This is a genomic window from Synechococcus sp. BL107, assembly GCF_000153805.1.
In the GTDB taxonomy this organism is placed as follows: Bacteria; Cyanobacteriota; Cyanobacteriia; order PCC-6307; family Cyanobiaceae; genus Parasynechococcus.
Genome location: NZ_DS022298.1, coordinates 625,016 through 645,274 on the forward strand (window position 1 = coordinate 625,016; position 20,259 = coordinate 645,274).

General features: G+C 57.0%; 23 protein-coding genes and 1 tRNA gene. 11 read left to right on the plus strand and 13 right to left on the minus strand.

What is annotated here, in order from left to right; genetic code table 11:
* Position 1: 1 nt before the first annotated feature.
* From psbH to BL107_RS03080, 4 genes are read left to right on the plus strand one after another with little or no spacing between them, the layout of a single operon-like run.
* Complete coding sequence (gene psbH / locus BL107_RS03065; RefSeq protein ID WP_006849996.1) at positions 2–202, plus strand: photosystem II reaction center phosphoprotein PsbH; 201 nt, start codon at positions 2–4, stop codon at positions 200–202.
* Positions 203–211: 9 nt separating this feature from the next.
* On the plus strand, positions 212–445 hold the full coding sequence (locus BL107_RS03070; RefSeq protein ID WP_009788805.1) for a TatA/E family twin arginine-targeting protein translocase: 234 nt from the start codon (positions 212–214) through the stop codon (positions 443–445).
* Between the two features lie 9 nt (positions 446–454).
* Positions 455–1,072 carry an aminoacyl-tRNA hydrolase gene (gene pth / locus BL107_RS03075; protein WP_009788806.1) on the plus strand — a complete coding sequence of 206 codons (618 nt, stop codon included), beginning with the start codon at positions 455–457 and terminating at the stop codon, positions 1,070–1,072.
* The gene (locus BL107_RS03080) at positions 1,072–1,329 is read left to right on the plus strand and encodes a DUF3146 family protein (protein WP_009788807.1); all 258 of its coding nucleotides are present in this window, start codon (positions 1,072–1,074) and stop codon (positions 1,327–1,329) included. Before pth ends, BL107_RS03080 begins: the two co-directional genes overlap by 1 nt.
* Here BL107_RS03080 and BL107_RS03085 read toward each other — a convergent pair.
* From BL107_RS03085 to rph, 4 genes are all read right to left on the minus strand, one after another.
* The gene (locus BL107_RS03085; RefSeq protein WP_009788808.1) at positions 1,307–1,753 is read right to left on the minus strand and encodes a resolvase; all 447 of its coding nucleotides are present in this window, start codon (positions 1,751–1,753) and stop codon (positions 1,307–1,309) included. The genes BL107_RS03080 and BL107_RS03085 overlap by 23 nt on opposite strands.
* Complete coding sequence (locus tag BL107_RS03090; protein ID WP_009788809.1) at positions 1,750–2,901, minus strand: DUF3084 domain-containing protein; 1,152 nt, start codon at positions 2,899–2,901, stop codon at positions 1,750–1,752. Before BL107_RS03090 ends, BL107_RS03085 begins: the two co-directional genes overlap by 4 nt.
* 27 nt (positions 2,902–2,928) lie before the next feature.
* A complete protein-coding gene (ntcA, locus tag BL107_RS03095) occupies positions 2,929–3,645 on the minus strand; it encodes a global nitrogen regulator NtcA (RefSeq protein WP_009788810.1) in 717 nt (238 codons plus the stop codon).
* Between the two features lie 75 nt (positions 3,646–3,720).
* Complete coding sequence (rph, locus tag BL107_RS03100; protein ID WP_009788811.1) at positions 3,721–4,452, minus strand: ribonuclease PH; 732 nt, start codon at positions 4,450–4,452, stop codon at positions 3,721–3,723.
* Between the two features lie 141 nt (positions 4,453–4,593).
* Here rph and BL107_RS03105 point away from each other — a divergent pair, with 141 nt between their 5' ends.
* Both BL107_RS03105 and dcd read left to right on the plus strand, forming a co-directional pair.
* Positions 4,594–5,202 (plus strand): cob(I)yrinic acid a,c-diamide adenosyltransferase, encoded by a 609-nt coding sequence (locus tag BL107_RS03105; RefSeq protein ID WP_009788812.1) that lies wholly within the window; start codon positions 4,594–4,596, stop codon positions 5,200–5,202.
* A complete protein-coding gene (gene dcd, locus BL107_RS03110) occupies positions 5,202–5,795 on the plus strand; it encodes a dCTP deaminase (protein ID WP_009788813.1) in 594 nt (197 codons plus the stop codon). Before BL107_RS03105 ends, dcd begins: the two co-directional genes overlap by 1 nt.
* A gap of 55 nt (positions 5,796–5,850) precedes the next feature.
* Here dcd and thyX read toward each other — a convergent pair whose 3' ends face one another.
* Both thyX and BL107_RS03120 read right to left on the minus strand, forming a co-directional pair.
* On the minus strand, positions 5,851–6,576 hold the full coding sequence (gene thyX, locus BL107_RS03115) for an FAD-dependent thymidylate synthase (RefSeq protein ID WP_009788814.1): 726 nt from the start codon (positions 6,574–6,576) through the stop codon (positions 5,851–5,853).
* A 58-nt stretch (positions 6,577–6,634) separates the two neighbouring features.
* The gene (locus BL107_RS03120; RefSeq protein WP_009788815.1) at positions 6,635–7,192 is read right to left on the minus strand and encodes a thioredoxin domain-containing protein; all 558 of its coding nucleotides are present in this window, start codon (positions 7,190–7,192) and stop codon (positions 6,635–6,637) included.
* 63 nt (positions 7,193–7,255) lie between these two features.
* On the opposite strand from BL107_RS03120, the gene BL107_RS03125 reads away from it, so the two are divergent.
* Positions 7,256–7,759, plus strand: a complete 504-nt coding sequence (locus BL107_RS03125; protein WP_009788816.1) for a hypothetical protein — start codon at positions 7,256–7,258, stop codon at positions 7,757–7,759.
* On the opposite strand, the gene BL107_RS03130 is transcribed toward BL107_RS03125, so the two are convergent.
* Positions 7,697–9,751 carry a lytic transglycosylase domain-containing protein gene (locus BL107_RS03130; RefSeq protein WP_037987977.1) on the minus strand — a complete coding sequence of 685 codons (2,055 nt, stop codon included), beginning with the start codon at positions 9,749–9,751 and terminating at the stop codon, positions 7,697–7,699. The two genes, BL107_RS03125 and BL107_RS03130, sit on opposite strands and share 63 nt — an antisense overlap.
* Before the next feature lie 270 nt (positions 9,752–10,021).
* Between BL107_RS03130 and glmM the strand changes: the two genes are divergently transcribed.
* Positions 10,022–11,416 carry a phosphoglucosamine mutase gene (gene glmM, locus BL107_RS03135; protein ID WP_009788819.1) on the plus strand — a complete coding sequence of 465 codons (1,395 nt, stop codon included), beginning with the start codon at positions 10,022–10,024 and terminating at the stop codon, positions 11,414–11,416.
* Here glmM and BL107_RS03140 read toward each other — a convergent pair.
* From BL107_RS03140 to BL107_RS03155, 4 genes are read right to left on the minus strand one after another with little or no spacing between them, the layout of a single operon-like run.
* Positions 11,403–12,341 (minus strand): BadF/BadG/BcrA/BcrD ATPase family protein, encoded by a 939-nt coding sequence (locus BL107_RS03140; protein ID WP_009788820.1) that lies wholly within the window; start codon positions 12,339–12,341, stop codon positions 11,403–11,405. The two genes, glmM and BL107_RS03140, sit on opposite strands and share 14 nt — an antisense overlap.
* On the minus strand, positions 12,341–13,669 hold the full coding sequence (locus tag BL107_RS03145) for an IctB family putative bicarbonate transporter (RefSeq protein ID WP_037987978.1): 1,329 nt from the start codon (positions 13,667–13,669) through the stop codon (positions 12,341–12,343). Before BL107_RS03145 ends, BL107_RS03140 begins: the two co-directional genes overlap by 1 nt.
* Positions 13,670–13,672: 3 nt before the next feature.
* The gene (trmB, locus tag BL107_RS03150; RefSeq protein ID WP_037988717.1) at positions 13,673–14,383 is read right to left on the minus strand and encodes a tRNA (guanosine(46)-N7)-methyltransferase TrmB; all 711 of its coding nucleotides are present in this window, start codon (positions 14,381–14,383) and stop codon (positions 13,673–13,675) included.
* A 4-nt stretch (positions 14,384–14,387) separates the two neighbouring features.
* Positions 14,388–15,665 carry an FIST N-terminal domain-containing protein gene (locus BL107_RS03155; RefSeq protein ID WP_009788823.1) on the minus strand — a complete coding sequence of 426 codons (1,278 nt, stop codon included), beginning with the start codon at positions 15,663–15,665 and terminating at the stop codon, positions 14,388–14,390.
* Positions 15,666–15,734: 69 nt separating this feature from the next.
* Here BL107_RS03155 and BL107_RS03160 point away from each other — a divergent pair, with 69 nt between their 5' ends.
* Both BL107_RS03160 and BL107_RS03165 read left to right on the plus strand, forming a co-directional pair.
* On the plus strand, positions 15,735–16,346 hold the full coding sequence (locus BL107_RS03160) for a DUF3177 family protein (protein WP_009788824.1): 612 nt from the start codon (positions 15,735–15,737) through the stop codon (positions 16,344–16,346).
* The gene (locus BL107_RS03165; protein ID WP_009788825.1) at positions 16,346–16,639 is read left to right on the plus strand and encodes a hypothetical protein; all 294 of its coding nucleotides are present in this window, start codon (positions 16,346–16,348) and stop codon (positions 16,637–16,639) included. The genes BL107_RS03160 and BL107_RS03165 overlap by 1 nt, the downstream gene beginning before the upstream one ends.
* Here the strand turns inward: BL107_RS03165 and ileS are convergent.
* Both ileS and BL107_RS03175 read right to left on the minus strand, forming a co-directional pair.
* On the minus strand, positions 16,624–19,545 hold the full coding sequence (ileS, locus tag BL107_RS03170; RefSeq protein WP_009788826.1) for an isoleucine--tRNA ligase: 2,922 nt from the start codon (positions 19,543–19,545) through the stop codon (positions 16,624–16,626). The two genes, BL107_RS03165 and ileS, sit on opposite strands and share 16 nt — an antisense overlap.
* A 27-nt stretch (positions 19,546–19,572) precedes the next feature.
* Positions 19,573–20,112 (minus strand): Ycf66 family protein, encoded by a 540-nt coding sequence (locus tag BL107_RS03175; RefSeq protein WP_009788827.1) that lies wholly within the window; start codon positions 20,110–20,112, stop codon positions 19,573–19,575.
* 58 nt (positions 20,113–20,170) lie between these two features.
* Between BL107_RS03175 and BL107_RS03180 the strand changes: the two genes are divergently transcribed.
* Positions 20,171–20,252: transfer RNA gene (locus BL107_RS03180), tRNA-Leu, on the plus strand.
* The last annotated feature ends 7 nt before the right edge of the window (positions 20,253–20,259 follow it).

Below are 20,259 nucleotides of genomic sequence, written 5' to 3' on the forward strand. Positions count from 1 at the left end.
CATGGCCCAACGCACCCGTCTGGGAGACCTCCTCCGCCCTCTGAACTCCGAGTACGGCAAGGTCGTTCCCGGTTGGGGCACCACGCCAGTGATGGGCATCTTTATGGTGCTTTTCCTCGTGTTCCTTCTCGTGATCCTTCAGCTGTACAACAAGTCATTGATCCTTGAAGGCATCAATGTCAATTGGAATGGCTTGGGTTAACTAGAAACCATGAATGTGTTCGGCGTCGGCCTTCCCGAGATGGCGGTGATCGGCGCCGTGGCACTTCTGGTTTTCGGTCCGAAGCGCTTGCCCGAGCTCGGCAAAACACTCGGCAAAACCTTGAAGGGATTTCAATCTGCCTCCAAGGAGTTCGAGCGTGAAATCAATAAGGCGATGGCTGAGCCAGAGGCCTTGCCTTCGACCGAGCAACAGGCCAATGAAGAGCCCCCTCCGGGGACTTGATCCGTCGTGATGGCCCAACAGCTCAGCCTTGTGGTTGGTCTGGGAAATCCTGGATCGAAGTACGACGGCACCCGGCACAACATCGGCTTCATGGCTCTTGAGCGTTTAGCGCTCAGAGAAGGCTTCAGTTTTCGGCAACAAGCCAAGTTGCATGGTCTGGTGGCTGATATGGGGTTTGGGGATCAGCGATTGCGCTTGCTCATGCCTCAAACATTCATGAACGACAGTGGACGTTCCGTGCGCGCAGCCCTCGATTGGTATGGCTTTCAGCCAGAAGACATCGTGTTGCTCGTCGACGATATGGATCTCCCGCTCGGGCGGTTGCGGCTGCGAGCGCAGGGAAGTGCTGGGGGACACAACGGTCTCCGCAGCACGATTCAGCATCTTGGAACTCAGGTCTTCCCTCGATTACGCATTGGAATCGGTGCTCCCGCAGAGAATCCAGCCGAACGACGAGCTCGCACGGTGTCCCATGTTCTTGGCCCCTTCAGTCGAGCCGAACAGCCCTGTGTTGATGCAGTTTTAGATGCAGTGTTGGATGGTTTAGATCGCCTGAAAAAGCAGGGTATGGAACGGGCTGGCACTTGGATTAATGGATTCAGGTATGAATCCCCTTCAGCGACTTGATGGCGGCCCTCCCTGCCACAACAGCCCATCTCCGCGTCTTGCGTCAGTGCTTTCAAGATCAGTGTGTGGAGGGTGAGGTGGCTGCTGGTGGTTTTCAGTGGCAGTTCTATTGGGCGTTTGATCGCGGAGAACTCACGGTGGAACCGTCGTTAGGACGAGCCTTGATTCAAGATGCCCTGTTCCGTTTTCTGGTGCGCACCGATTACCGCCTCGAGCCTGGTGGTGATTACAGCTTTACTGTTCGGGCCAAGTTTTAAGCGAGAAGTTTGGGGGTGGCCCAAGCCATGAACAGCGTTGCTTGAGGTGATCTTCAGCCATCACCAGGGCAGCGATTGCATCCAGTTCGTTTGGGGGAAGCCTTAACCCTTTCGGAAGAAGACGTTGCCAGCCTTTGGTTGGCCATAAATCCCAATACCGGTCGCGAGCTCTCAAGGTGGTGCCGCGCTCATTGACGGACTGAACGTTGGCAAATCTGTTGAAGGCTTGAAGCCACTGGGCACTGCCCGTCCCGTCGCCAACGATCACTTGATCCAGGCTGCGCTGCTCATGCCAGTGATCCACCCAGGCCATCACTGCTTGGGGTGGCACCACCTTGCCTTCTAAAACACGATTGTGTTCGCTGTCGATCAGCACCAATCCGCATTTGCTGCGTCCTGGATCGAGTGCGACCAGACGGCTCAAGGGTTCGACTCCACGGCGACGAAGATTGGATCAGCACTATTGCTGTCGCGGGTGGAGATGGCCTCCAGGGTGACCCCCTGTTCCGGACGCTCCATCAGGGTTTGCCCCAGTTGCGCTAAGGCTTGGCCATCGAATTGCAGGCCGGCCGTGAGCGAGCCCCGTCGTTTGGCTTCCGCATAGGCCGAGGCAAGCAGCAGATTGAGTCGGGTGCGAATCGCCGTGTTACTGCGTTCGCTGGCATCAAGCCTCACGGATGCGAGGACGTCCCCTTGTTGGGCGACCAACCGATTCGGATGAACCTCCGGGAACGCATAAATCACCGTTTCTCCGCGAAGAACGTTGGTCGCTGATCGCAGCGAGATCACCCAGGTGCCTGGTTTGCTGATGATCCCCTGCAAGCGCTTCACGTCGCTACGGGGAACACGAATGATCTGTTGATCCGGTGGTTGGCCTGGCAAGACTTTGCCGTAAGCGTTGAAATTGGCTTCTTGCAGCAGGCGATCCACCACCTGTTTGGCTTGACCGGGTGATTCCATGCGAACGGTGGCGGTGGCTAGCACTTGTCCACTACGTACAACGACAGCCCCGCGGCGAAGAGCGACAAGATTGCGTTCCAGGTCCTTGAGCTCCTTTTCACCCAATTGGATGCGGTTGCGCACCGTGTTGAGCTCGGCTTCGGTTTTTTGAATCTCAACGTCTCGGGCTGCGATGTCGCGGCTGAGACGATCTCTGTCGGCCTCGAGGGCTAAACGTTGTTCCTGGAGTGGGGCCAACTCTTGCCGAAGGGTCTGAGCCCGTTGTTGAGCAGCTTTGAGTTCGGCTTCGATGCGCACTGTTGCCTTGCGGGCTTCGATGCGCTCGCGTTCTGCTGTATCCAGTTGTTCACGACTGTCTTTCAGCCGTGCTTGAAGAGTATCGAGTTCGAACAGTCCAACCCGCAATTGCCGGCTCACCAAAAGCATCAAGCCAAGTGAGAGGGCGCTAATCAGGCTGCCAGTGAGCACCGTGATCACCACGGCGGTGCGGCGTGGACGCATATTGAACAAGCTCAAACGAGCCTTCCCCACTCGGCTGCCAAGCCGATCGCCAAGGGTGGACAAAATCCCCCCGAGGATTAGCAGGGACAAAATCAGCAGCCAGCCACTCATGGCATTAGCCCTCGGCTGCAGATCCGATCAGCTAAACCGTTTGGCCAGAGCGATCGGATCGAGAACGGTGATTTTCTTGCGGTCAATCTGGACGAGACCGGATTGACGCAAGTCTCCCAGCAGACGCGTGATTGTCACGCGGGTTGAGCCAATGGCTTCTGCGATTGCCTGATGGGAGAGGCGGAGATCAATCGTGATTCCCAACTCATCAGGCACTCCGAAGTCTCGGCACAGCACTAGTAAAAAACTCACCAGTCGGGACGACATGTCCCGATGTGTGAGCGTTTCGATCATGGTTTCGGTTTGCAGGATCCGGCTGGAGAGGCCTTGAAGAAGCCTGAGTCCAACAGTGGTGTCCGCTTCAATGGCATTGCGCACCGAGGTTGCTGGTGCTGTCACCATCTCAACGCGGGTGAAGGCGACTGCGTGATAAAAACGATCCGAGCGTTGACCTGTGAGTAGGGACAACACACCGAACAGGCTGTTTTCCCTGAGCAGAGCAACGGTGATTTCTTCACCGGATTCGTAAACCCTTGAAAGGCGCACCGCGCCCCGTCGAATCAGATAAACGCGTTCGGCAGGGTCTCCTGGGAAAAAAATTGTTTTATTGCGCTCCACCATTTCAGTGCTGGCACCCTCCAGCCCTCGAATCACCTCCATCAACGAGCGAGGGCCTGCTGGCTGAGCGGTTGCTGCCGCAGTGCTAGTAGGCGCATAGCGGGTAAAACCAGTGCTGCTGCTCATGGCTTGTCCGCGACTGCGCTGAAAGCTACGGATCTGTCTGGATGTGTCATGTAGCGGTTATTACTCATTGGTTGTTCAGTCAGAAGCCAAAGCCTCTCGCTGTGCCTGCATGAGTTGCTTGAGCCCGGGTTCAGCTAGATCCAGGAGTTCATCCAACTGGGCACGGCTGAAGGGCGCGCCTTCGGCCGTGCCCTGCACTTCGAGCAGTCGACCATCGTCCGCTTGCACCACATTGAGATCGACCTCAGCTCGACTGTCTTCGCTGTAGTCGAGATCGAGTAGGGCCTGGCCATCCACTAACCCAACGGAGACTGCAGCAACTTGGCTTTGAAGAGGTGAACTCTCGAGAATTCCTTGGGAAACAAGACGGCTACAGGCCCGCTGCAACGCCAGCCAGGCCCCTGTGATGGCTGCTGTTCGGGTGCCGGCATCCGCTTCAATGACGTCGCAGTCGATCAGCAAGGTTCGCTCTCCCAGCTTTGCCATATCGACCGCCGCCCGGAGGCTGCGCCCGATCAAACGTTGGATTTCTTGGGTGCGGCCAGACAGTTTCATCAACTCACGCCCCTGCCGTTGCGGTGTTGAGCCGGGTAGTAGGCGGTATTCAGCACTGAGCCACCCAAGCCCCTCGCCTCGACGCCAGCGCGGCACGTTGTCATCGAGGCAAACGCTGCAGAGAACAGTTGTTCGACCGGTTCTCACAGTGACTGAACTCAAGGCGAACCCCATCGGATCCCAAGTCACAGAAAACGGCCGCAGATCATTGCGACAGCGGCCATCGGCTCGGGCTCGGGATGGATCGCTCATGGCACAGAAGAAGTCACATCAGCCTCGCAGTTCCCTTCTCTTTGCGCTTGAGCCACCATAGGTAGCGTCGGATGCCTTGTTGAATGGCATAACGCCGCTACATTCAAGGTCTTCCGGGTTGTCCCGGTGTGACCTGATCCGATGATCGCAAGCCTGACCGACCGCCATCAATCTCAGGAGATCCGTTCTCTTGAAGGCGATCACCGTGTCACTGAACGTGGTGGTTTGTGGCCTGTTCCCGATGCTCTTGCACCGCCGCCTGCCTTGCATCTGGTTGCTCCAGAAGGTCAGCTCCAGGTGCATACAGCTTCTTATCGCGGAAGTTATTCCAGTGTGTTGAGCCAAGCGGTTCGCGCAGCAGGTCTTGGTAGCCGCGTCCTGATCAGTCAGTTTTTGAAGGGTGGTGTGCAACAGGGGCCATCAGGTCGTGTGCAGTTATGTGGGGGGCTCGTTTGGTTGCGGCCAGCTGTTCCGGCCTGTGTTGCTGAGCCGAACTTGGAAGGCTGTCGCGATGCGGTTCAAGCCGTCTGGGCGGTTTGCCGTCAACACCTCATCACCGGTGATCTAGATCAACTTGTTCTCGATGAGATTGGCTTGGCCATCGGCTTTGGTTACATCGATGAAGCTGAAGTGCTTTCAGCTCTTGAACAACGACCAGGCTCGATGGATGTGATCATCACTGGTCCTGCTATCCCCGCCAATGTTGTTGAGATGGCTGATCAAGTCACGGAACTACGCCGAGGTTTCTGATGCTCAAGTGTGATCGTTGGATTACGGAACAAGCTGGGCAGGGCATGCTCGAGCCGTTTCAGTCGGGATTGGTGCGTCATCTCGACCCGGAGAAGCGTGAGAATCCTGTGCTCAGCTTTGGATGTTCGTCCTATGGCTATGACCTTCGTCTGTCATCACAAGAGTTTTTGATTTTCAGGCATGTGCCTGGCACGGTGATGAATCCGAAGCGGTTCAATCCAGCCAATCTTGAGCCCACACCGTTGCATGAAGATGAAGATGGCCGTTATTTCATACTTCCGGCCCATTCCTATGGCCTAGGTGTGGCCTTGGAGAAGATGAAAGTCCCTCCCAACATCACTGTGATTTGTCTTGGAAAAAGTACTTATGCTCGTCTCGGGATCATCGTGAATACCACACCAGCGGAGGCTGGTTGGGAAGGTCATCTCACCCTTGAGTTCAGTAACAGCTCAGGAGCTGATTGCCGCATTTATGCAGATGAAGGTATCTGTCAGTTGTTGTTTTTTGAAGGCGAACCTTGCGCTACGACGTATAGCGACCGCGAAGGAAAATATCAACATCAGCCTGAACGCGTTACCCTCGCAAAGGTATAAATTGTTTGAGCTAAAAATTTAATTACTATTTAGATATAATATTTCATGTGATTGTTTAAGGTGCAAGTCTGGCTTTATGGAGCCTAGTTTTTTCATACCAAGCGGCAAATTCTGGCGTCCAGGCTTGAAGATGGGGCCACATTAGATCGCAAAGCTCGCGGATTTCTTGTTGAGCATCGAGTTTGGCCCTCAGATCCATGAAATGCAGGAAGGCCCGGAGGGTAAAGCTCACCACAAAATGCTGCCGATAGTCGAAAGGGAGAATCCCGCGCGCATGTTCTTCTGCGAAGCCTGCTTCGAGTAATTCTTGGTATCGATCAGCGCTGATTTTGCAGTGATGGAGATCTTTATCCCGTTCAGCTTGGCTGTATGCATATTTCTTGCCTTGGCGGTTGCTGTATTGCCCCAACGGGCGCAAATAAAACACCTCCTCGAGGTCGAGTTCACCAGCTGCAGCCCTGCAGATGCGTTCGCCGGTATATCGCATCGACTGCACATCAAAGCTCACGCCCACCCGGTGGGTCCGCGCTTGTTGCATCACGGAATGAGGAAACCAGCCAACGTTTAAAACGATCTGGGCATGCTCCATGGGGCCGTAGTGGCCTCGCTCCCCAGCCAGCAGACGCTTGACGCAGATTTCGCCCGCTTTGGTTTCGTCGGGCCATTGTTCGCGGTCGGCTGCAACAAAACCCTCGCTGTAGTCCTGGTGCATCCCCACGTAGACGCACTGTTGGGGATTTGGGGTTGCCGCGATGAGGTCGACCCGGAAGCGGGGATCCATGGAGCTAGCAGATCATCATTGTGTACTGATCATGGCGACAGAGCCGAACTCTCTCAAGTCAGCTGTGGCTTCGAGGACCGGTTTGCGCCACCGATGCTTGCAACGTGCTCTCACCCTCGAGGCTGCTGACGCTTCCCACGCCTCGAAATTGCGGTAGCGGTTGATCATTAATCAGTGCCGCACTTATGGCTGTTAGTTCCTCCAGTTTTCGTAGACCAATCGATTTGCCGCGGGGTTGGCCGTCTGCCGAAAACAAATTGAGTTGGGGTATCCCATTCACTTCGTAGCGATTCACCAGGTCTTGCCAACGTGGGTTATCAACATTCACCAAAACAACGTCAAGACGGTTTTGCGTCGATCGCTCAAGCTCCAGCATCGCTGGGGCCATTTCCCGACACACTTGGCACCAATCGGCGTAGAACTCGATCAACGTTGGTTTGCCGTTGGTGAGAGCAACCTCCGGTTCAACCGAGCGCCGCGCGAGTTGTTCCATCGGGGTTTCACTTTGGATCCCTCCCCGCATGAAGAGCAGTCCAATGGCCAGTGCGACTGCGATCACCACGAGGACAACTTGCTGAAGCCGGCCCAGCGGCATGGGCTGAGGGCTACCGGTCATCAGTCGTGTGCAAGTGACGTCACTTTGGCAGCTACTTCAAGGCAACGGGCTTAGCGTTAGCCCATGGCTTTGTTGCGTTTGCTGAGCCTGCCGGTGCGGGCACCGTTCCTGACGTTGCTGTTTTGTGTTGCCGTGGTCTTGGGCAATCACTGGAATCTCGTCCAACCCCTGTTCAGTAACGCGCGGGGCATTAGTCCTGCAATGTTTTGGTCTCTTGAGCTGCTGCAGGTGTTCACCGTTGTAGTGGTGTGCACGATTCCGTCCCTGGTGATGCGGCAGTTTTCAATGTTGATGGCTTACAGCCGCTTCATGACCTTGGTGGTCAACCTTTTTGTTGTGGTGACCGTGGGCATTTATGTGCTGTTTCTCAACATGCTGAGTGATCTTTTGGTGTTGACCTCTGCGGTGCTTTTAGCTCGTCTTGATCTCGCACGCATTGGGATTTCCCTAAGGCCATCAACGTCGGTGTTGTTGATGGCCGTCATTGTGTTCTCTGGAATTGGTTTAGGGCATGTCTTGCCCAATCCCGTTCAGGGTTGGTTCGCAAAAACGCTTGTCCCTGCCTAGATAGCCAAAGAAATTATCGAGAACTTTTTTGGTGTAATACCGCGTTTCTGGATAGGGAATGCGTTCTACCCACAGGGCAGGTGCATCGTTGAGGCCCTGCGTAGACCATGACCCCACAGCTCCAGGCCCAGCGTTGTAGCTGGCGATGCTTCGAAAGGGATCTCCCCGCCAATGCGAAAGCAGTTGCCGCAAGTAGGCGGCACCCAGTGCGGCGTTCTGCTTCGGCTCTCTGATTTCGTCCTCTGTAAGCGGGGCTTCAGCGACGTCTCTGGCGGTGGCGGGCATCAATTGCATCAGACCAATCGCTCCCGCAGTGGAGGTCACGCCTGACGAGAAGCGAGATTCTTGTTTGCTCACAGCCAAGAGCAGCTCGAGAGGCAGCTGCTGCGCGCTCGCTGCTGGATGGAGGACCTCTTTAAAAATTTTCGGGTGCTGGCTGTGGTGGAGGTCGATTCGTTCACGGCAGCTAGCCGACCGCCAACGCAGGCTGAGCCACCGCAGTTGATCGAGAGCCATCCAACTGTCTCCAACCGCTAAGCGAAGCCTGCCTTCGACCAATTGTTCTGGTTTGGGTTGTGGGGTGTTGGGGTCGATCCCGCTGCGCCAAGTCTCCCAGGCCTGTCTCTTCAGCCCAAGACGCCAAAGCGTGTTGACGAAGGATTGAGCACTGTTTAAAGGGGCCCAAGACATCAGCTGCGATTGGGTTGGTGTTGGAGCTCCTGTCAGGTTTAGGGGTGTGGCGTCTCCAAGTGCTTCGCTCGCAAGCCAGTGGTAATAGCCAGGGGGGAACTGGCTGATTAGCAGCTGCCAGATCGTTCTGGCACGCTTTGGATCCCCCAGCTGTGCTTCGCTCCAGCCAAGCCAGTACAGCCGCCGGGTTTCCAGGGGATCGGGCAATGCTTGTGCGCTTGGTTCACGGGTCAGGATGGTTTTGGCTCGATCCCAGTTCGCCGATAACAGGGCCTCTCTGGCAAGGTCCCATTGCAGTTGCCAGACGTCTGGATCATCCGGCCAGCGCTGCAGAACGTCCTCGCCACCCTCCCCGTTGGCTAGTCGAACGCGTGCTGCCGCCAGGGCCCCGGAACGATTTTGAACGGATACCGGAATGGCATCGAGCACCTCAGGCGAAGGTCGTACAGGTTCACTCAGTAGTCGCGCGGCTTCAACGCTGGCCGAAGCCTCCGGGAGATTACGCGTCAAGTTCAGGAGAAGTTCCGTCCCCTCTTCGGTATGTCCGCCTCGAAGTAAGGCTTGTCCAATCGCGAGTTGTGTGGAGGGTTCACTTGAAGGTTGGGAGGTTGACCCAGGTTGTTGGTGTTGAAGGCACTGCAGTGCTCCAGGGCCATCCCCAAGGCTGGCTAATCCCCGAGCAAGCCATTGGCGATCTTTTGTCGTTGGCGCGATTGAACTGTGGTCGTTGCATGCCTGGCTGATGCGCTTGAACGCACCTGGCCAACGCGCTCCCCAACGGGCAAGGTGAATCGCTCCCTGATAGCCGATTGTGGAATTTGGAACCATCGATTCCGCCACACTCAGCGCCGCAGGATGGCTTGGCTGTTTCTTCAGTAGGTCTTGATGCAGTGCTGGGTTTTGGTCCCCTAGAACGCGTCGAGCCGATGCGGATGCAGCTGAATGTGGGAATCGTTTGAGCAGGTCGTCCCAGAGCTTCCGGGAATGGCTTTGGTCTCCCCGTCTGGTGGCCGTTTCCGCCTCGAGTTCTAGGGCCACCGCTCCGAGCGGGCTCGTTCCCCAAGCCTGGCTTTGCAAGACGTCGTAGGAGCCAGTTTGTGCAGCCATCAACAGCGCGGCTTCCCGGCGCTGCTGGGGATCGATCGCCCAGCGGTAGGTCGTCCAGAGTTGCGCTGCCGATCGATCCGGCGTTAGGGGCTGATGCCTCTCCACCAGAAATTTCTGCCCACCCCAGGCTGCAAAGCCACTGAGGGCGGTGGTCCCTATTAACAGAAGGGTCCCAAGTCGGGGGCCTGTGTTCAAGCGGGTCCTGGCACTGCTGTCATTCTGTGGGTTCTAATCAGCGGGTTCTACTCAGCGCAGTGATCCTGTCGTGTCATCCAGGGTGCTGGCAGCGAAGCCGCACCTGGTTGGCGGCGCTGGTTTTTGGAGTGGTGTGGGGGGTTTCTGAGTCTTCTGATTTGGATTGCACGAGAGCACATCGTTTTGCTTTGCCTCCCCGGTCCTTGGCGTTAGACCTATTGAAGGAGTGAGGGTGGCGTTTCCGTAATCTGCTCTCCACGATTGACACCCATGGTTCAAGCGGCGTTTTCTCCTGCTGGTCCGACCCTTGGAGATGCCATCCCTGGTTTCGGGACTGATGGTATTCGCGGTCGCGTGGGCAGCGTCGTGACACCCGCCCTTTGCTTGCAAGTGGGTTACTGGGTTGGACGGGTGTTGGCCGTCGAGGGGCCTGTGTTGATCGGGATGGATTCACGCACGAGCGGCAGCATGGTTGCGTCAGCGTTAACCGCTGGCCTCACCGCCGCTGGGCGTGAGGTGTGGAATCTGGGTTTGTGTCCTACCCCTGCCGTGCCGCTGTTGATCCGCAAGTTTGGAGCAGCAGGCGGTCTGATGGTTTCTGCGAGCCACAACCCACCAGCGGATAATGGCATCAAGGTGTTTGGAGCGAACGGGGCGAAGTTGACCCCCGAGCGTCAGGCCCGGATCGAGGCTGGTCTGCGTGGTGAGATCGACCATTCCGACCATGACCACTCGATTTGTGGAGGCCTGCGGCAGAGCTCCGATCTCTTGTCGGATTATCGATCAATGCTTCTCTCTGCTGTTGGCACCCACCGACTCGACGGGGTTCCGATCGTGCTCGACCTTTGTTGGGGCTCTGCCACGGCTTGTGGGGCTGAAGCATTTCAGGCCCTTGGCGCTGATCTGACTGTTTTGCATGGTGAGCCCGATGGCTCCCGAATCAATGTGGGTTGTGGCTCAACGGCGTTAGGCCCCCTACGAGATGCTGTGAAAGATCGAGGCGCTGTGATGGGTTTTGCCTTTGATGGCGACGCGGATCGGATGTTGGCCGTGGATGGCAGCGGCCGGATCGTGGATGGCGATCACGTGATGTTCCTCTGGGGATCCGTGCTGCAGGACCAACACGCGTTAACCGATCAACGACTTGTTGCCACCGTGATGTCGAACCTTGGCTTTCAACGTGCGTGGGAAGAGCGGGGCGGCATCCTCGAGCGCACGCCTGTTGGAGACCAGCATGTCCATGCTGCGATGGTGGCGAGTGGAGCCGCCCTTGGCGGAGAGCAATCGGGTCACATCCTTGCGGCATCCCATGGCCTATGTGGGGATGGGGTGCTGACCGCCTTGCAACTCTCCACCTTGTGTCATGCCCAGGGCATCACGCTGAGCGATTGGTTGGATCGCAGCTTTCAGCCTTTCCCGCAGAAGTTGGTGAATGTCACGGTGCAAAGCCAAACTCGACGCAAGCAGTGGTCCAGTTGTGAGCCACTCATGGCGGCGATCAGGTCTGCTGAGGAAACCATGGGCTCAGACGGCCGTGTTTTGGTGCGGGCGAGCGGCACGGAGCCCTTGGTGCGAGTGATGGTGGAGGCTGCTGATATGTCCCTTGTTGAATACTGGGCTAACCACCTGGCATCCGTAGTGGACCAATCCCTCAACGCTGCTTAACAACGCGTTCTTGGGCCATCACCAAAGCGCCGTGACAGGCATCACCTGCGGCCGGCATCCAGTGGCTGGATGGGAGAACGGTCTGAACTGCTGTTTTCACCAAACTGCTGAAGCCATCGAGATGCTCGAGGGCTCCACCATGGCCCACCAGATCTGGATGATCGAGCTGGAGCTTCATAGCCACTGTGTGGATAGACGTCGCTAAGGCCAGGGCTGATCGCTCAAGAATGCAGCGGGCTTCGCCCAGTTCTTGCATCGCAGCTGCGGTGACAAAAGGGGCCAGCGCGGCAAAACCTGAAGCACCAAAGTTTGGCTGCACCACCTTGGCTTTCACTGCTGCGCTGGTTGTACAACCCAGGGCTGTCCAGATTTGGTTGCGCAATGGATGGTCGGGTCTCCTCCCATCTGCCATTTGGAGAGTCAGTTGAAGACCCTGGTGACCAATGTCAAAGGCTGAGCCAGCCCCATCCAACAGCCAGCCCCACCCTCCGCAGCGATGCTCCATACCTTGATCAGTTCGCCCTAGGCAGATCATTCCCGTGCCACTGATCACAACGATGCCGGCATCGTTGGGGAAAGCGCCCCGTAGGGCCGTCCGTTCATCGCCGGTGGCCAGCACCTGAGGCGTTGGTAGGGCCAAGGTTTTGGCGAGTAGATCCGTTGCCTGCTCTTGGACGACGGATCCTTGCTCGATGCCGCTAGCGCCGATCACGGCACCATCGAGGGCTAAGTCCGGGTGATGATTCATCGCTTCCGAGCTACTACAGCGGATGGCTTCCCGGAAACGCTCCACACCTCCGGCTGATGCCAGGTGAGAAACGCCGGGGCCATCACCATCACTGATCGGCTCCCAGCGACCGTCTTGCCAGCGACTGATTCGGCAACGCGTCTTGGTTTGTCCGGCATCAAATCCTGCGAGCAGCATTACGCCTCCTTGGACTGATCGGTTTGGCTGGATAGGGTCGCTAGGGCAAACCAGCCAGTGAGTTGGACTTCCGGACGAAAGAAGATCGTGTCGGTGATGCCTTGCACCAACATTCCACTGATGGCAGCCAGGCAAGCAATGCCTGCTAAGGCTTCTGGGCGATCGAGGTGAAGGCTTGCCAAGCCTTTGCGCACTGCAGCATTGAGAAGTCCCAAGCAGGCAATTAGCCCTGGAACCCCCATCTCCACCAGGATCTCGAGGGGCACCGAATAGGCGCTGAGGGCGTTGAACTTGGGTTGCTGATACAGCGGATAAATACTGTTGAAGGCGGCATTGCCAGGACCAATGCCCAGCCAGGGATGGTCGCGAACTATTTCAGCTGCAGCGAACCAAACATTGATGCGGAAATTGTTGGAGCTGTCCCCACGACCGGCCAGAAGACTGCTGATTCTTGTGCGGATGGGCTCGAATTGAGTGGTGGCGACAACGAGCACAACAACACCAAGGAGTAAAACGGCTGGCGGGAGTAACCGTCGCCAGATCAACGGCCACGTTTGTGTGCTGCGCACCAAGAGCAAAAGCACAACAACGGCGAGGCCTGAGATCAGCCCTAACCAACCTCCGCGGCTGTAGGTGAGCACCGTGGCGACGGTGGTAAGCACCAAGGTGACACCTGCAAAGAGCCGACAACCAAAACCTTTCCAGCGCAATAGGGCGATCGCCGCGAACGGCAGTAAGGGCAGCAAGTAGCCGGCTAAAAGATTTGGGTTGCCCAGTGGTCCGTAGATCCGGATGGTGCCAGCACTCATGGAGTTCGGATCAGCCCAACCCGCCAGTTCTTCAGTGCTGGCATAAAGCTGCCTGAGAGCCAAAACACTGCTGAGGAGTCCACCACAGAGCAAGCCAGCCAGGAGGCGATCCCACCACCTCTGGTGATGGATCAGAAGCTTGTGAATCAACGCAAATACCGTGAGGTAGCTCAGCAGTTTCAACAGTCCTTTTGTCGCTGCGATCGGTACAGGTGAAACCCCCGTGGCCAGAACGGCCACTCCCAAAATGATCAGGAGCCAGGTTGTGATTTTTTCGATCGGAGCGGCTGGTGTAACGAGGCTCCAAATCACCCAGAGAAGGCCGCTGCTCAACATCAAAAGGGTCAGTCCCGAACGCGTGAAGAACGGCAGACCGCCGAGCAGAACGATCAAAAGACAGCCCGCTAACAGCTCCAATCTGTGCAAAGTGGCAGGGCTTGCCCTTAGGAGGCCCTGCCAGCGCGACAGCATTGGTATCGAGCGACTGGAGACATGACTGGACACATCCGTTGCGGGCATCCTTCAGGCTTCTGGCATTGGAGCACTACCTGGATTATCGATCTGCTGCCAGCGCTGCTCTAGCGCTTCGATGGGAGGTTGATTGGTGTGATTGCGACGGAAGAGCACCCGATACACGGGAAGCTGCTGATCCATCACATAACGCTCCCGCTCAGTTGGCACCGATAACGGGTTCGTTTTGCGCCACGGGTGCGCATCACCGTCAGGGCGGTCGAAACAACCAGACAGTTCCGTGAGGATCACCATCGGATCAATCACCTCCCGCACATCACTCTGGATAAAAAAGTCTTTCCCGGGCTGAAGGGCCGAGGCGATTGCCATGAGGAGGCGGGGTTGCAAGACCCGCCGTTTGCGATGGCGTCGCTTGAACCAAGGGTCTGGAAACTGAATGGACACCCGCTGGAGGCGATCCTTGGGCAGTGTTTCCATCCACCCTTCGAGGCTGATATTGGCGTTGCAAAACAACACCCGCACGTTCCCATGGGGGCTCTCAAGAGCTTCGCGATCGGCAGGGATCACCAAGGGGCGCCGAATTTCGACCCCAATGTGGTTCCAATCCGGATGACGGTCGGCCAAACCCAGAATGCATCGACCCCGTGCGCATCCGATGTCGAGATGGATCGGGTGCTCGGGGTGAGCGAATAGGTCGTTTGGTGGGGGCAACCGTAGAGGCAGCTGAAACGAACGACTGAGGGGATTGACGTGCTGTCGCAAGGGCCTATCGGTTGCTCGAGCTTGAGACGGGGGCATGACGGAGGAGCCCCCAGCAGGCGGTATAGCCATGCAAGTGGGTGGTTCCCGCGACGGGGCCGATTTCACCGTTGCAGAAGGCACCCGCCATGGGTAGGTCAGGCATCACACTGCGACCCAGCTTCACATCACCGTCAGGTGATCCGAAGAGGCCTTGGCCGCGGCCGAGGCAAGCCATAAGAAGTCCGAACGTGATCGGTTGCTCCACCGCATCGACGTGTTCGTTGAGCAGGGCAAGGGCCTCTTGACGGGAGGCTTCGGCTTCCCTCAAATGAAACTGGACGTTTTGGCCAGCACGCACCCGCTCGGCGACAGCCACAGCACCATTGTTGGGGTCGACACCAATCAAGTTGCGAATCAAAAAAGCGCTGTCTTTGGGTTGCCCTTCTGCGGTTGGAAGTTGAAGGTTGCGACGCTCAATACCAAGAAACAGCGAGTGCCGCACCAACTCGCGTTCCGATTCGCTCAGGCCGGCAAGAACCCGTTGCAGACAGGCCACTGGAGTCGACGTTGTGGTGCCGTCGTTGAGCTCGAGTAACACGTTGCGCTGCACTTGTTCGATGGCGAAGACTGGCCCGATCGGACGGCATCCTTGGGCGACCACGGTGTCGAACACCCAGTCACCGCCGATTGAACAGACTGCTGCACCCGTCACCACGTTTTGGTCGACCAGAAGGGAGCCATGGGGGGCGTTGTGGGGAGCTGCGATGCCGCCGATCTTTTCGGCTTCTGGGTAGGCGTAATCCAAACCACTAATCAGGTCGTTGATGCCCCGGCAGCTGGGATCGATCAGAACGATTTGGCTGCGGCTTGCATCGGGACGAATGCCAACCCAGTCCTGCCAGTTGATGGAGGCTCCATCGAGGTCTGGCAATTGATCAGTACTGAGAACGCTGGTTTGAATGTCGGCTCCCGGGAGACACATCAGCGTCACGCTGAGGGCCGGCCCCTGTTCGAGCTCGGAGGCACTGCCAGCCGCGTTGGTTCCGACTACTCCTCCGCCTGCGCATCCAAACCAATGTTTGGCGCGGAGACCGTTCTGGAGCATCGGCAGCAAACGGGGCAAGTCGCTGGCGTAGCCAGTCGAAACGAAGACGAGGGCTAAATCCGCCTCTCCACGGCGTCCCACTTGATTCACGACATCACGAACCGCCTCATCCAGAGATGGTTTGGATGACAAGCCAGTGCGGCATTGGGGCGCTGGGGAACCGCCTTGCAACCAGCTGAAGGGAGAAAACGTCGGCATGGTTTGGACCTTATCAATCCTGCAGGGCAGCCGGGCGCGTCGATAATGGCGCCAACTTGAACCCCATCTGTGAACGAGCTGTCTTACCGCGCATTGGTGTGGCTGACTTACCGGCTGGCCGCCACGTTTGCGGTGGGTCTTCCCCTCGTCTTATTGATTTGGTCTGCATGGCGGCGTGACGCCATGGTTGTGCGTCTTCTTGGGCTGTACTGGAAAGTGGCCAGCCTCATGGGAATCAGTGTGCTGCTGCTGGTGGACGAGCGGCCGCTCGGATACCTCACGGCAGTTGTTGCTCCGGTGCTGATGGTGGTGAGTGTGTGGTTCTGGGTGGATCTCAATGAAGAGCTTGCTGATCAGCCAGCTTGGAAAGCTTTGCCGCTCACCGTTCGCTTATGGCGCTGGGCGTTGAGTGGCTTTGCTGTCATCAGTGTGGCGATGACCACCACTGGCCTCAGCTGTCTACAAGGGGGGCAAACGGCGAACTGTTTGGCATGGCTGGAGGCGCCTCAGGGTTTGCATGGATTTGCGGCCACGGTGTTTGATTTCATTTTTGGAGGGCAGTGGACTGAAGCGTTTGCCGCCTTTGTGGGCTACGTGGCTTTGGTGGCTTACCTGGCTGGCTTCCTGCAGTGGTTGTTGATTCGCCTACCGCGTTATGGGCGCGTTGCAGGGGATTTTTGATGACCGATGTCGAACTGGTTTTTCAGCTGGAAGAGCGCAGTCGGAACCATGGTGATCGGGTATTGCGCCTGGTGGGTGTCGTGGGAAATGAGCCCTTTGAACTGCTTATTTTTCGTGGTTTTAGTAGCAGTACAACCCATCCCACACGATTTGATCCCGATGCTTCGGTGCTTCCGGATGGCACCGTCCTTGATCGCGCAGAGCTGTTGATGGGGCCGATCATGCCTGGCGATGAACGCGTCTTGGCAGGACCGATGCCTCCGGCTGAGTTGCTGACTCAGGCCAGTTGGTAATCCCTTCTATTCAGCACTTCAATGCAACGCCCGCACAGATCGGGATGGTCGGAGTGCTGACCGACGTCCGCTTCGTAATGCCAGCAGCGACTGCATTTGCTGCCACGGGCATGGGCCACTTCAATTAAAGCTTGCTCGTTGTCTTGGCTGGCCAAGAGTTCTGCCCATGGTTCTCCGCCGATTTGGAGTTGAGAAACCAACAGCCAATCGCGCAGGCCATCAACTTCAGCATCGCCGTGCTCATCGAGCCATTGGAGAGCCGCGATGAGTTCCGGGCTGTGGGCTTCCAAACGGACGGCTGCTTCCAGAGAAGCACCGAGTTCCTGTTGGTTGCGGCAGTCCTCCAGCACTTTGTTCACCGCTGTTCGGAGCTGGCGAAGCTGCTGAACTGGAGATGTCAGTGCGGGGTCTCGCCAATCGGCAGGAACACTGGGCCAACCGTTTTGGAAAACCGACGTATGGGCCACTGGATAGGGAATGTTTTGCCAAATGTCTTCTGCCATGTGGCATAGGACCGGAGCGATCATTCCAGCCAGGCGTTCAATAATTAAGGCCATGACTGTCTGACAGCTTCGCCGGCGACGATCACCAGGGGCGCTCACATAGAGACGATCCTTGGCGATATCCAGATAGAAGTTAGATAAGTCGGAAACGCAATAGTTCTGGAGTAATTGAAAGAAGCGATAAAACTCATAACTTTCAAATGCTGCATTGATGTCGTCCATAACTTCGGCTGAGCGTTGCAGCATCCAGCGATCGAGTAACGGCAGTTCACTCACTGGAATCGCGTCACGACTTGGATCGAAATCATGCAGATTTCCGAGTAAATAGCGACTGGTGTTGCGGACTTTTCGGTATACATCAGCCAGCTGCCGCAGGATTCCTGCTCCAATGGGAACGTCGGCCGAATAATCCACTGAACTCACCCAAAGACGCAAGACATCTGCGCCGTATGGGGGGTCTTGTTTTTGATTTTTACCCCCAGCAATGATCACCATCGGGTCCACCACATTCCCCAATGATTTGCTCATTTTTCGACCTTTCTCGTCCAGGGCGAAGCCATGGGTGAGAACGCGTTGATAAGGGGCATGGCCATTGACGGCCACAGAGGTGAGCAGAGAGCTCTGGAACCAGCCACGGTGCTGGTCGGACCCCTCTAAGTACAGATCTGCTGGGTAGCTGAGGTTGTCGCGTTGGCTTGCAACAGCGGCCCAACTGGAGCCTGAGTCGAACCACACATCCATCGTGTCCGTTCCTTTTCGCCAATCGCTGGCTTCGCTGGCGTAGGCCGCTGGGAGGAGCTCCGACTCGTCTTTTTCCCACCAAACATCTGCGCCATGGGCGGCAATGAGGCTCTGAATGTGAGCCAAGGTTTCGGCGTTGAGTAAGACCTCCCCATTGGTGCGGTTGTAGAAGACCGGAATCGGAACGCCCCAGGTGCGCTGGCGGGAGATGCACCAGTCTCCGCGCTCCTTCACCATCGATTCGATTCGGTTTCGACCCGATGCAGGCGTCCAATTCACTTTGTCGATGGCGTTGAGTGCTTGGTCACGAAAACCATCGACGGAGGCGAACCACTGCTCGGTGGCTCGAAAGATCGTTGGTTTTTTTGTGCGCCAGTCGTAGGGGTAGCGATGGCCGTAGGGCTCATGCTTAAGCAGGGCATCAGCCTTCTCCAGGGCTTCGATGATGGCTGGGTTGGCATCTTTCAGTACGTTGAGTCCGGCAAACGCCCCGGCTTCGTCGGTCAAGGTGCCTGCCTCGTCGACAGGACAGAGCACAGGTAAGCCATGCTTTTGGCCGGTATGGAAGTCATCCACGCCATGGCCCGGCGCGGTGTGCACGAGGCCAGTCCCTGATTCAGTCGTGATGTATTCGCCGCCAATCACGACGGGGCTTGTCCGGTCCAGGAGGGGGTGGCGATAAATCAGGCCAGCCAACAACGAACCTTTGACGGTGGCTTTTTGCGTTAGAGGAAGGCCGAGGGTTTTACTCAGAGACTCAATCAGATCTGCTGCAACGAGCAGTAGACGACCGTTGCCGTTATCGGCGAGGGCGTAGTCGAGGCGCTCGTTGACGGACACCGCCAGGTTTGCGGGGAGGGTCCAAGGGGTTGTGGTCCAGATTGCAACGTGGAAGGCGTTGCCCAGTTCCTCCGCTTCGCTGGGGAGAACGATCCCTTCCTTTTGCAAGGCATCGCGCAGGGCCGCTGGAAGTTCGACAGCGGGGAACGCCGCGTAAACACTCGGACTGATATGGCCATCGGGATATTCCAGCTCCGCTTCGGCGAGGGCTGTGCGGGAGCTGGGGCTCCAGTGCACAGGTTTCAAACCGCGATAAATGTGCCCTTTCAGCACCATGTCACCGAAGACTCCGATCTGAGCGGCTTCGTATTCCTTTTGAAGACTGAGGTATGGCTGATCCCAGTCGGCCCAGATTCCCCAGCGCTGAAAGCCTTTCATTTGGCCATCCACTTGCTTTCGGGCGTAAGCAGCAGCCTTTTTGCGCAGCTTGATCGGAGTTAGTGCCTTGCGTTGCTCCTGATCCATCGACTGCAGCACTTTCAGTTCGATCGGTAGGCCATGGCAGTCCCAACCAGGGACAAACCGAACGCGGCGCCCCTTCAAAATTTGGTGCTTGTTCACGATGTCTTTAAGCACCTTGTTCAGGGCGTGGCCCATGTGCAAGGCGCCATTGGCATAGGGAGGTCCGTCGTGGAGGGTGAAGGTCGGCCCTGTGTTGGTGAGGCCCAGCTTGAAATCAATCCCGTGTTCCGCCCAAAAGCTCTGAAGTTCAGGCTCCCGGGTGACGGCATTGGCACGCATCCCGAAGCTGGTTTGCAGCAAGTTGAGGGTGTTTTTGTAAGAGGGACGTTCCTCAGCGGCACCGCGTGTTTCTTTATTCACAGGCTCTCTGGTCTGATTGAAGAATTATCAGGCTTCGCCTTCACTCTCTGGCGCGCTTGTGGCCGGTGTGGTTTCAGGTGTTTCTTCGGACTGGCCTTCAGAGGAGGTGGTGGGTCCAGGCTCAGCTTCAGCATCGTTGGAGGCTTCCAGCTCGGGTCGAACCCATTTTTTTGAGGTGACTCCTGATTTTCCGGCTGGTTTGAGTTGTTTGACGATCCCTGTCAGGCCTTCTCCCAGGCTTGCCATAGCGGAGCCAAGTTGCTGCAGGTTGTTGCGCCAGTGATCTGCAGATCCAAGTTTTGTTTGCTCTTCATCGCTTAAGGCGCGCCACCGGGATTGCCCGACTTCGGCACTGAGGCGGCTGATCAAGAGGCTTCCACAAAGCACGGCAAGCATGGGGGCTCCCCGCATCCGATCGCTGCTGGTGACCAGCACAAGGCCGAGGATCAGCACAACCGCTCCCCACACCCCGTCTCGAGGGCGACTGAGCTCTACAGCGAGCAGTGGAAGGAGAAGTAAGGCGAGGCCGAACAGCAGGCAAATGTCTCCGCTGAGGGTTGCGAGCATGGTTCGACGATGCGAATCGCTTCCCCCATTCTGCGGCGCTCCTTAAAGTGTGTGAACTGCCCACCTGGCGGAATTGGTAGACGCGCTGGTTTTAGGTACCAGTGACTTCGGTTGTGCGAGTTCAAGTCTCGCGGTGGGCATTTCTTA

Bases quoted from the DNA above. Each gene is read 5' to 3' on its own strand.
- BL107_RS03165 (WP_009788825.1), top strand. From the start codon at position 16,346: ATGACCGATGTCGAACTGGTTTTTCAGCTGGAAGAGCGCAGTCGGAAC.
- psbH (WP_006849996.1), top strand. From the start codon at position 2: ATGGCCCAACGCACCCGTCTGGGAGACCTCCTCCGCCCTCTGAACTCC.
- BL107_RS03120 (WP_009788815.1), bottom strand. From the start codon at position 7,192: ATGACCGGTAGCCCTCAGCCCATGCCGCTGGGCCGGCTTCAGCAAGTT.
- ntcA (WP_009788810.1), bottom strand. From the start codon at position 3,645: ATGAGCAGCAGCACTGGTTTTACCCGCTATGCGCCTACTAGCACTGCG.
- rph (WP_009788811.1), bottom strand. From the start codon at position 4,452: ATGAGCGATCCATCCCGAGCCCGAGCCGATGGCCGCTGTCGCAATGAT.
- BL107_RS03140 (WP_009788820.1), bottom strand. From the start codon at position 12,341: ATGCTGCTCGCAGGATTTGATGCCGGACAAACCAAGACGCGTTGCCGA.
- BL107_RS03105 (WP_009788812.1), top strand. From the start codon at position 4,594: ATGATCGCAAGCCTGACCGACCGCCATCAATCTCAGGAGATCCGTTCT.
- BL107_RS03145 (WP_037987978.1), bottom strand. From the start codon at position 13,669: ATGCCCGCAACGGATGTGTCCAGTCATGTCTCCAGTCGCTCGATACCA.
- BL107_RS03090 (WP_009788809.1), bottom strand. From the start codon at position 2,901: ATGAGTGGCTGGCTGCTGATTTTGTCCCTGCTAATCCTCGGGGGGATT.
- BL107_RS03125 (WP_009788816.1), top strand. From the start codon at position 7,256: ATGGCTTTGTTGCGTTTGCTGAGCCTGCCGGTGCGGGCACCGTTCCTG.
- BL107_RS03070 (WP_009788805.1), top strand. From the start codon at position 212: ATGAATGTGTTCGGCGTCGGCCTTCCCGAGATGGCGGTGATCGGCGCC.
- dcd (WP_009788813.1), top strand. From the start codon at position 5,202: ATGCTCAAGTGTGATCGTTGGATTACGGAACAAGCTGGGCAGGGCATG.
- glmM (WP_009788819.1), top strand. From the start codon at position 10,022: ATGGTTCAAGCGGCGTTTTCTCCTGCTGGTCCGACCCTTGGAGATGCC.
- pth (WP_009788806.1), top strand. From the start codon at position 455: ATGGCCCAACAGCTCAGCCTTGTGGTTGGTCTGGGAAATCCTGGATCG.
- BL107_RS03175 (WP_009788827.1), bottom strand. From the start codon at position 20,112: ATGCTCGCAACCCTCAGCGGAGACATTTGCCTGCTGTTCGGCCTCGCC.
- thyX (WP_009788814.1), bottom strand. From the start codon at position 6,576: ATGGATCCCCGCTTCCGGGTCGACCTCATCGCGGCAACCCCAAATCCC.
- BL107_RS03080 (WP_009788807.1), top strand. From the start codon at position 1,072: ATGGCGGCCCTCCCTGCCACAACAGCCCATCTCCGCGTCTTGCGTCAG.
- BL107_RS03155 (WP_009788823.1), bottom strand. From the start codon at position 15,665: ATGCCGACGTTTTCTCCCTTCAGCTGGTTGCAAGGCGGTTCCCCAGCG.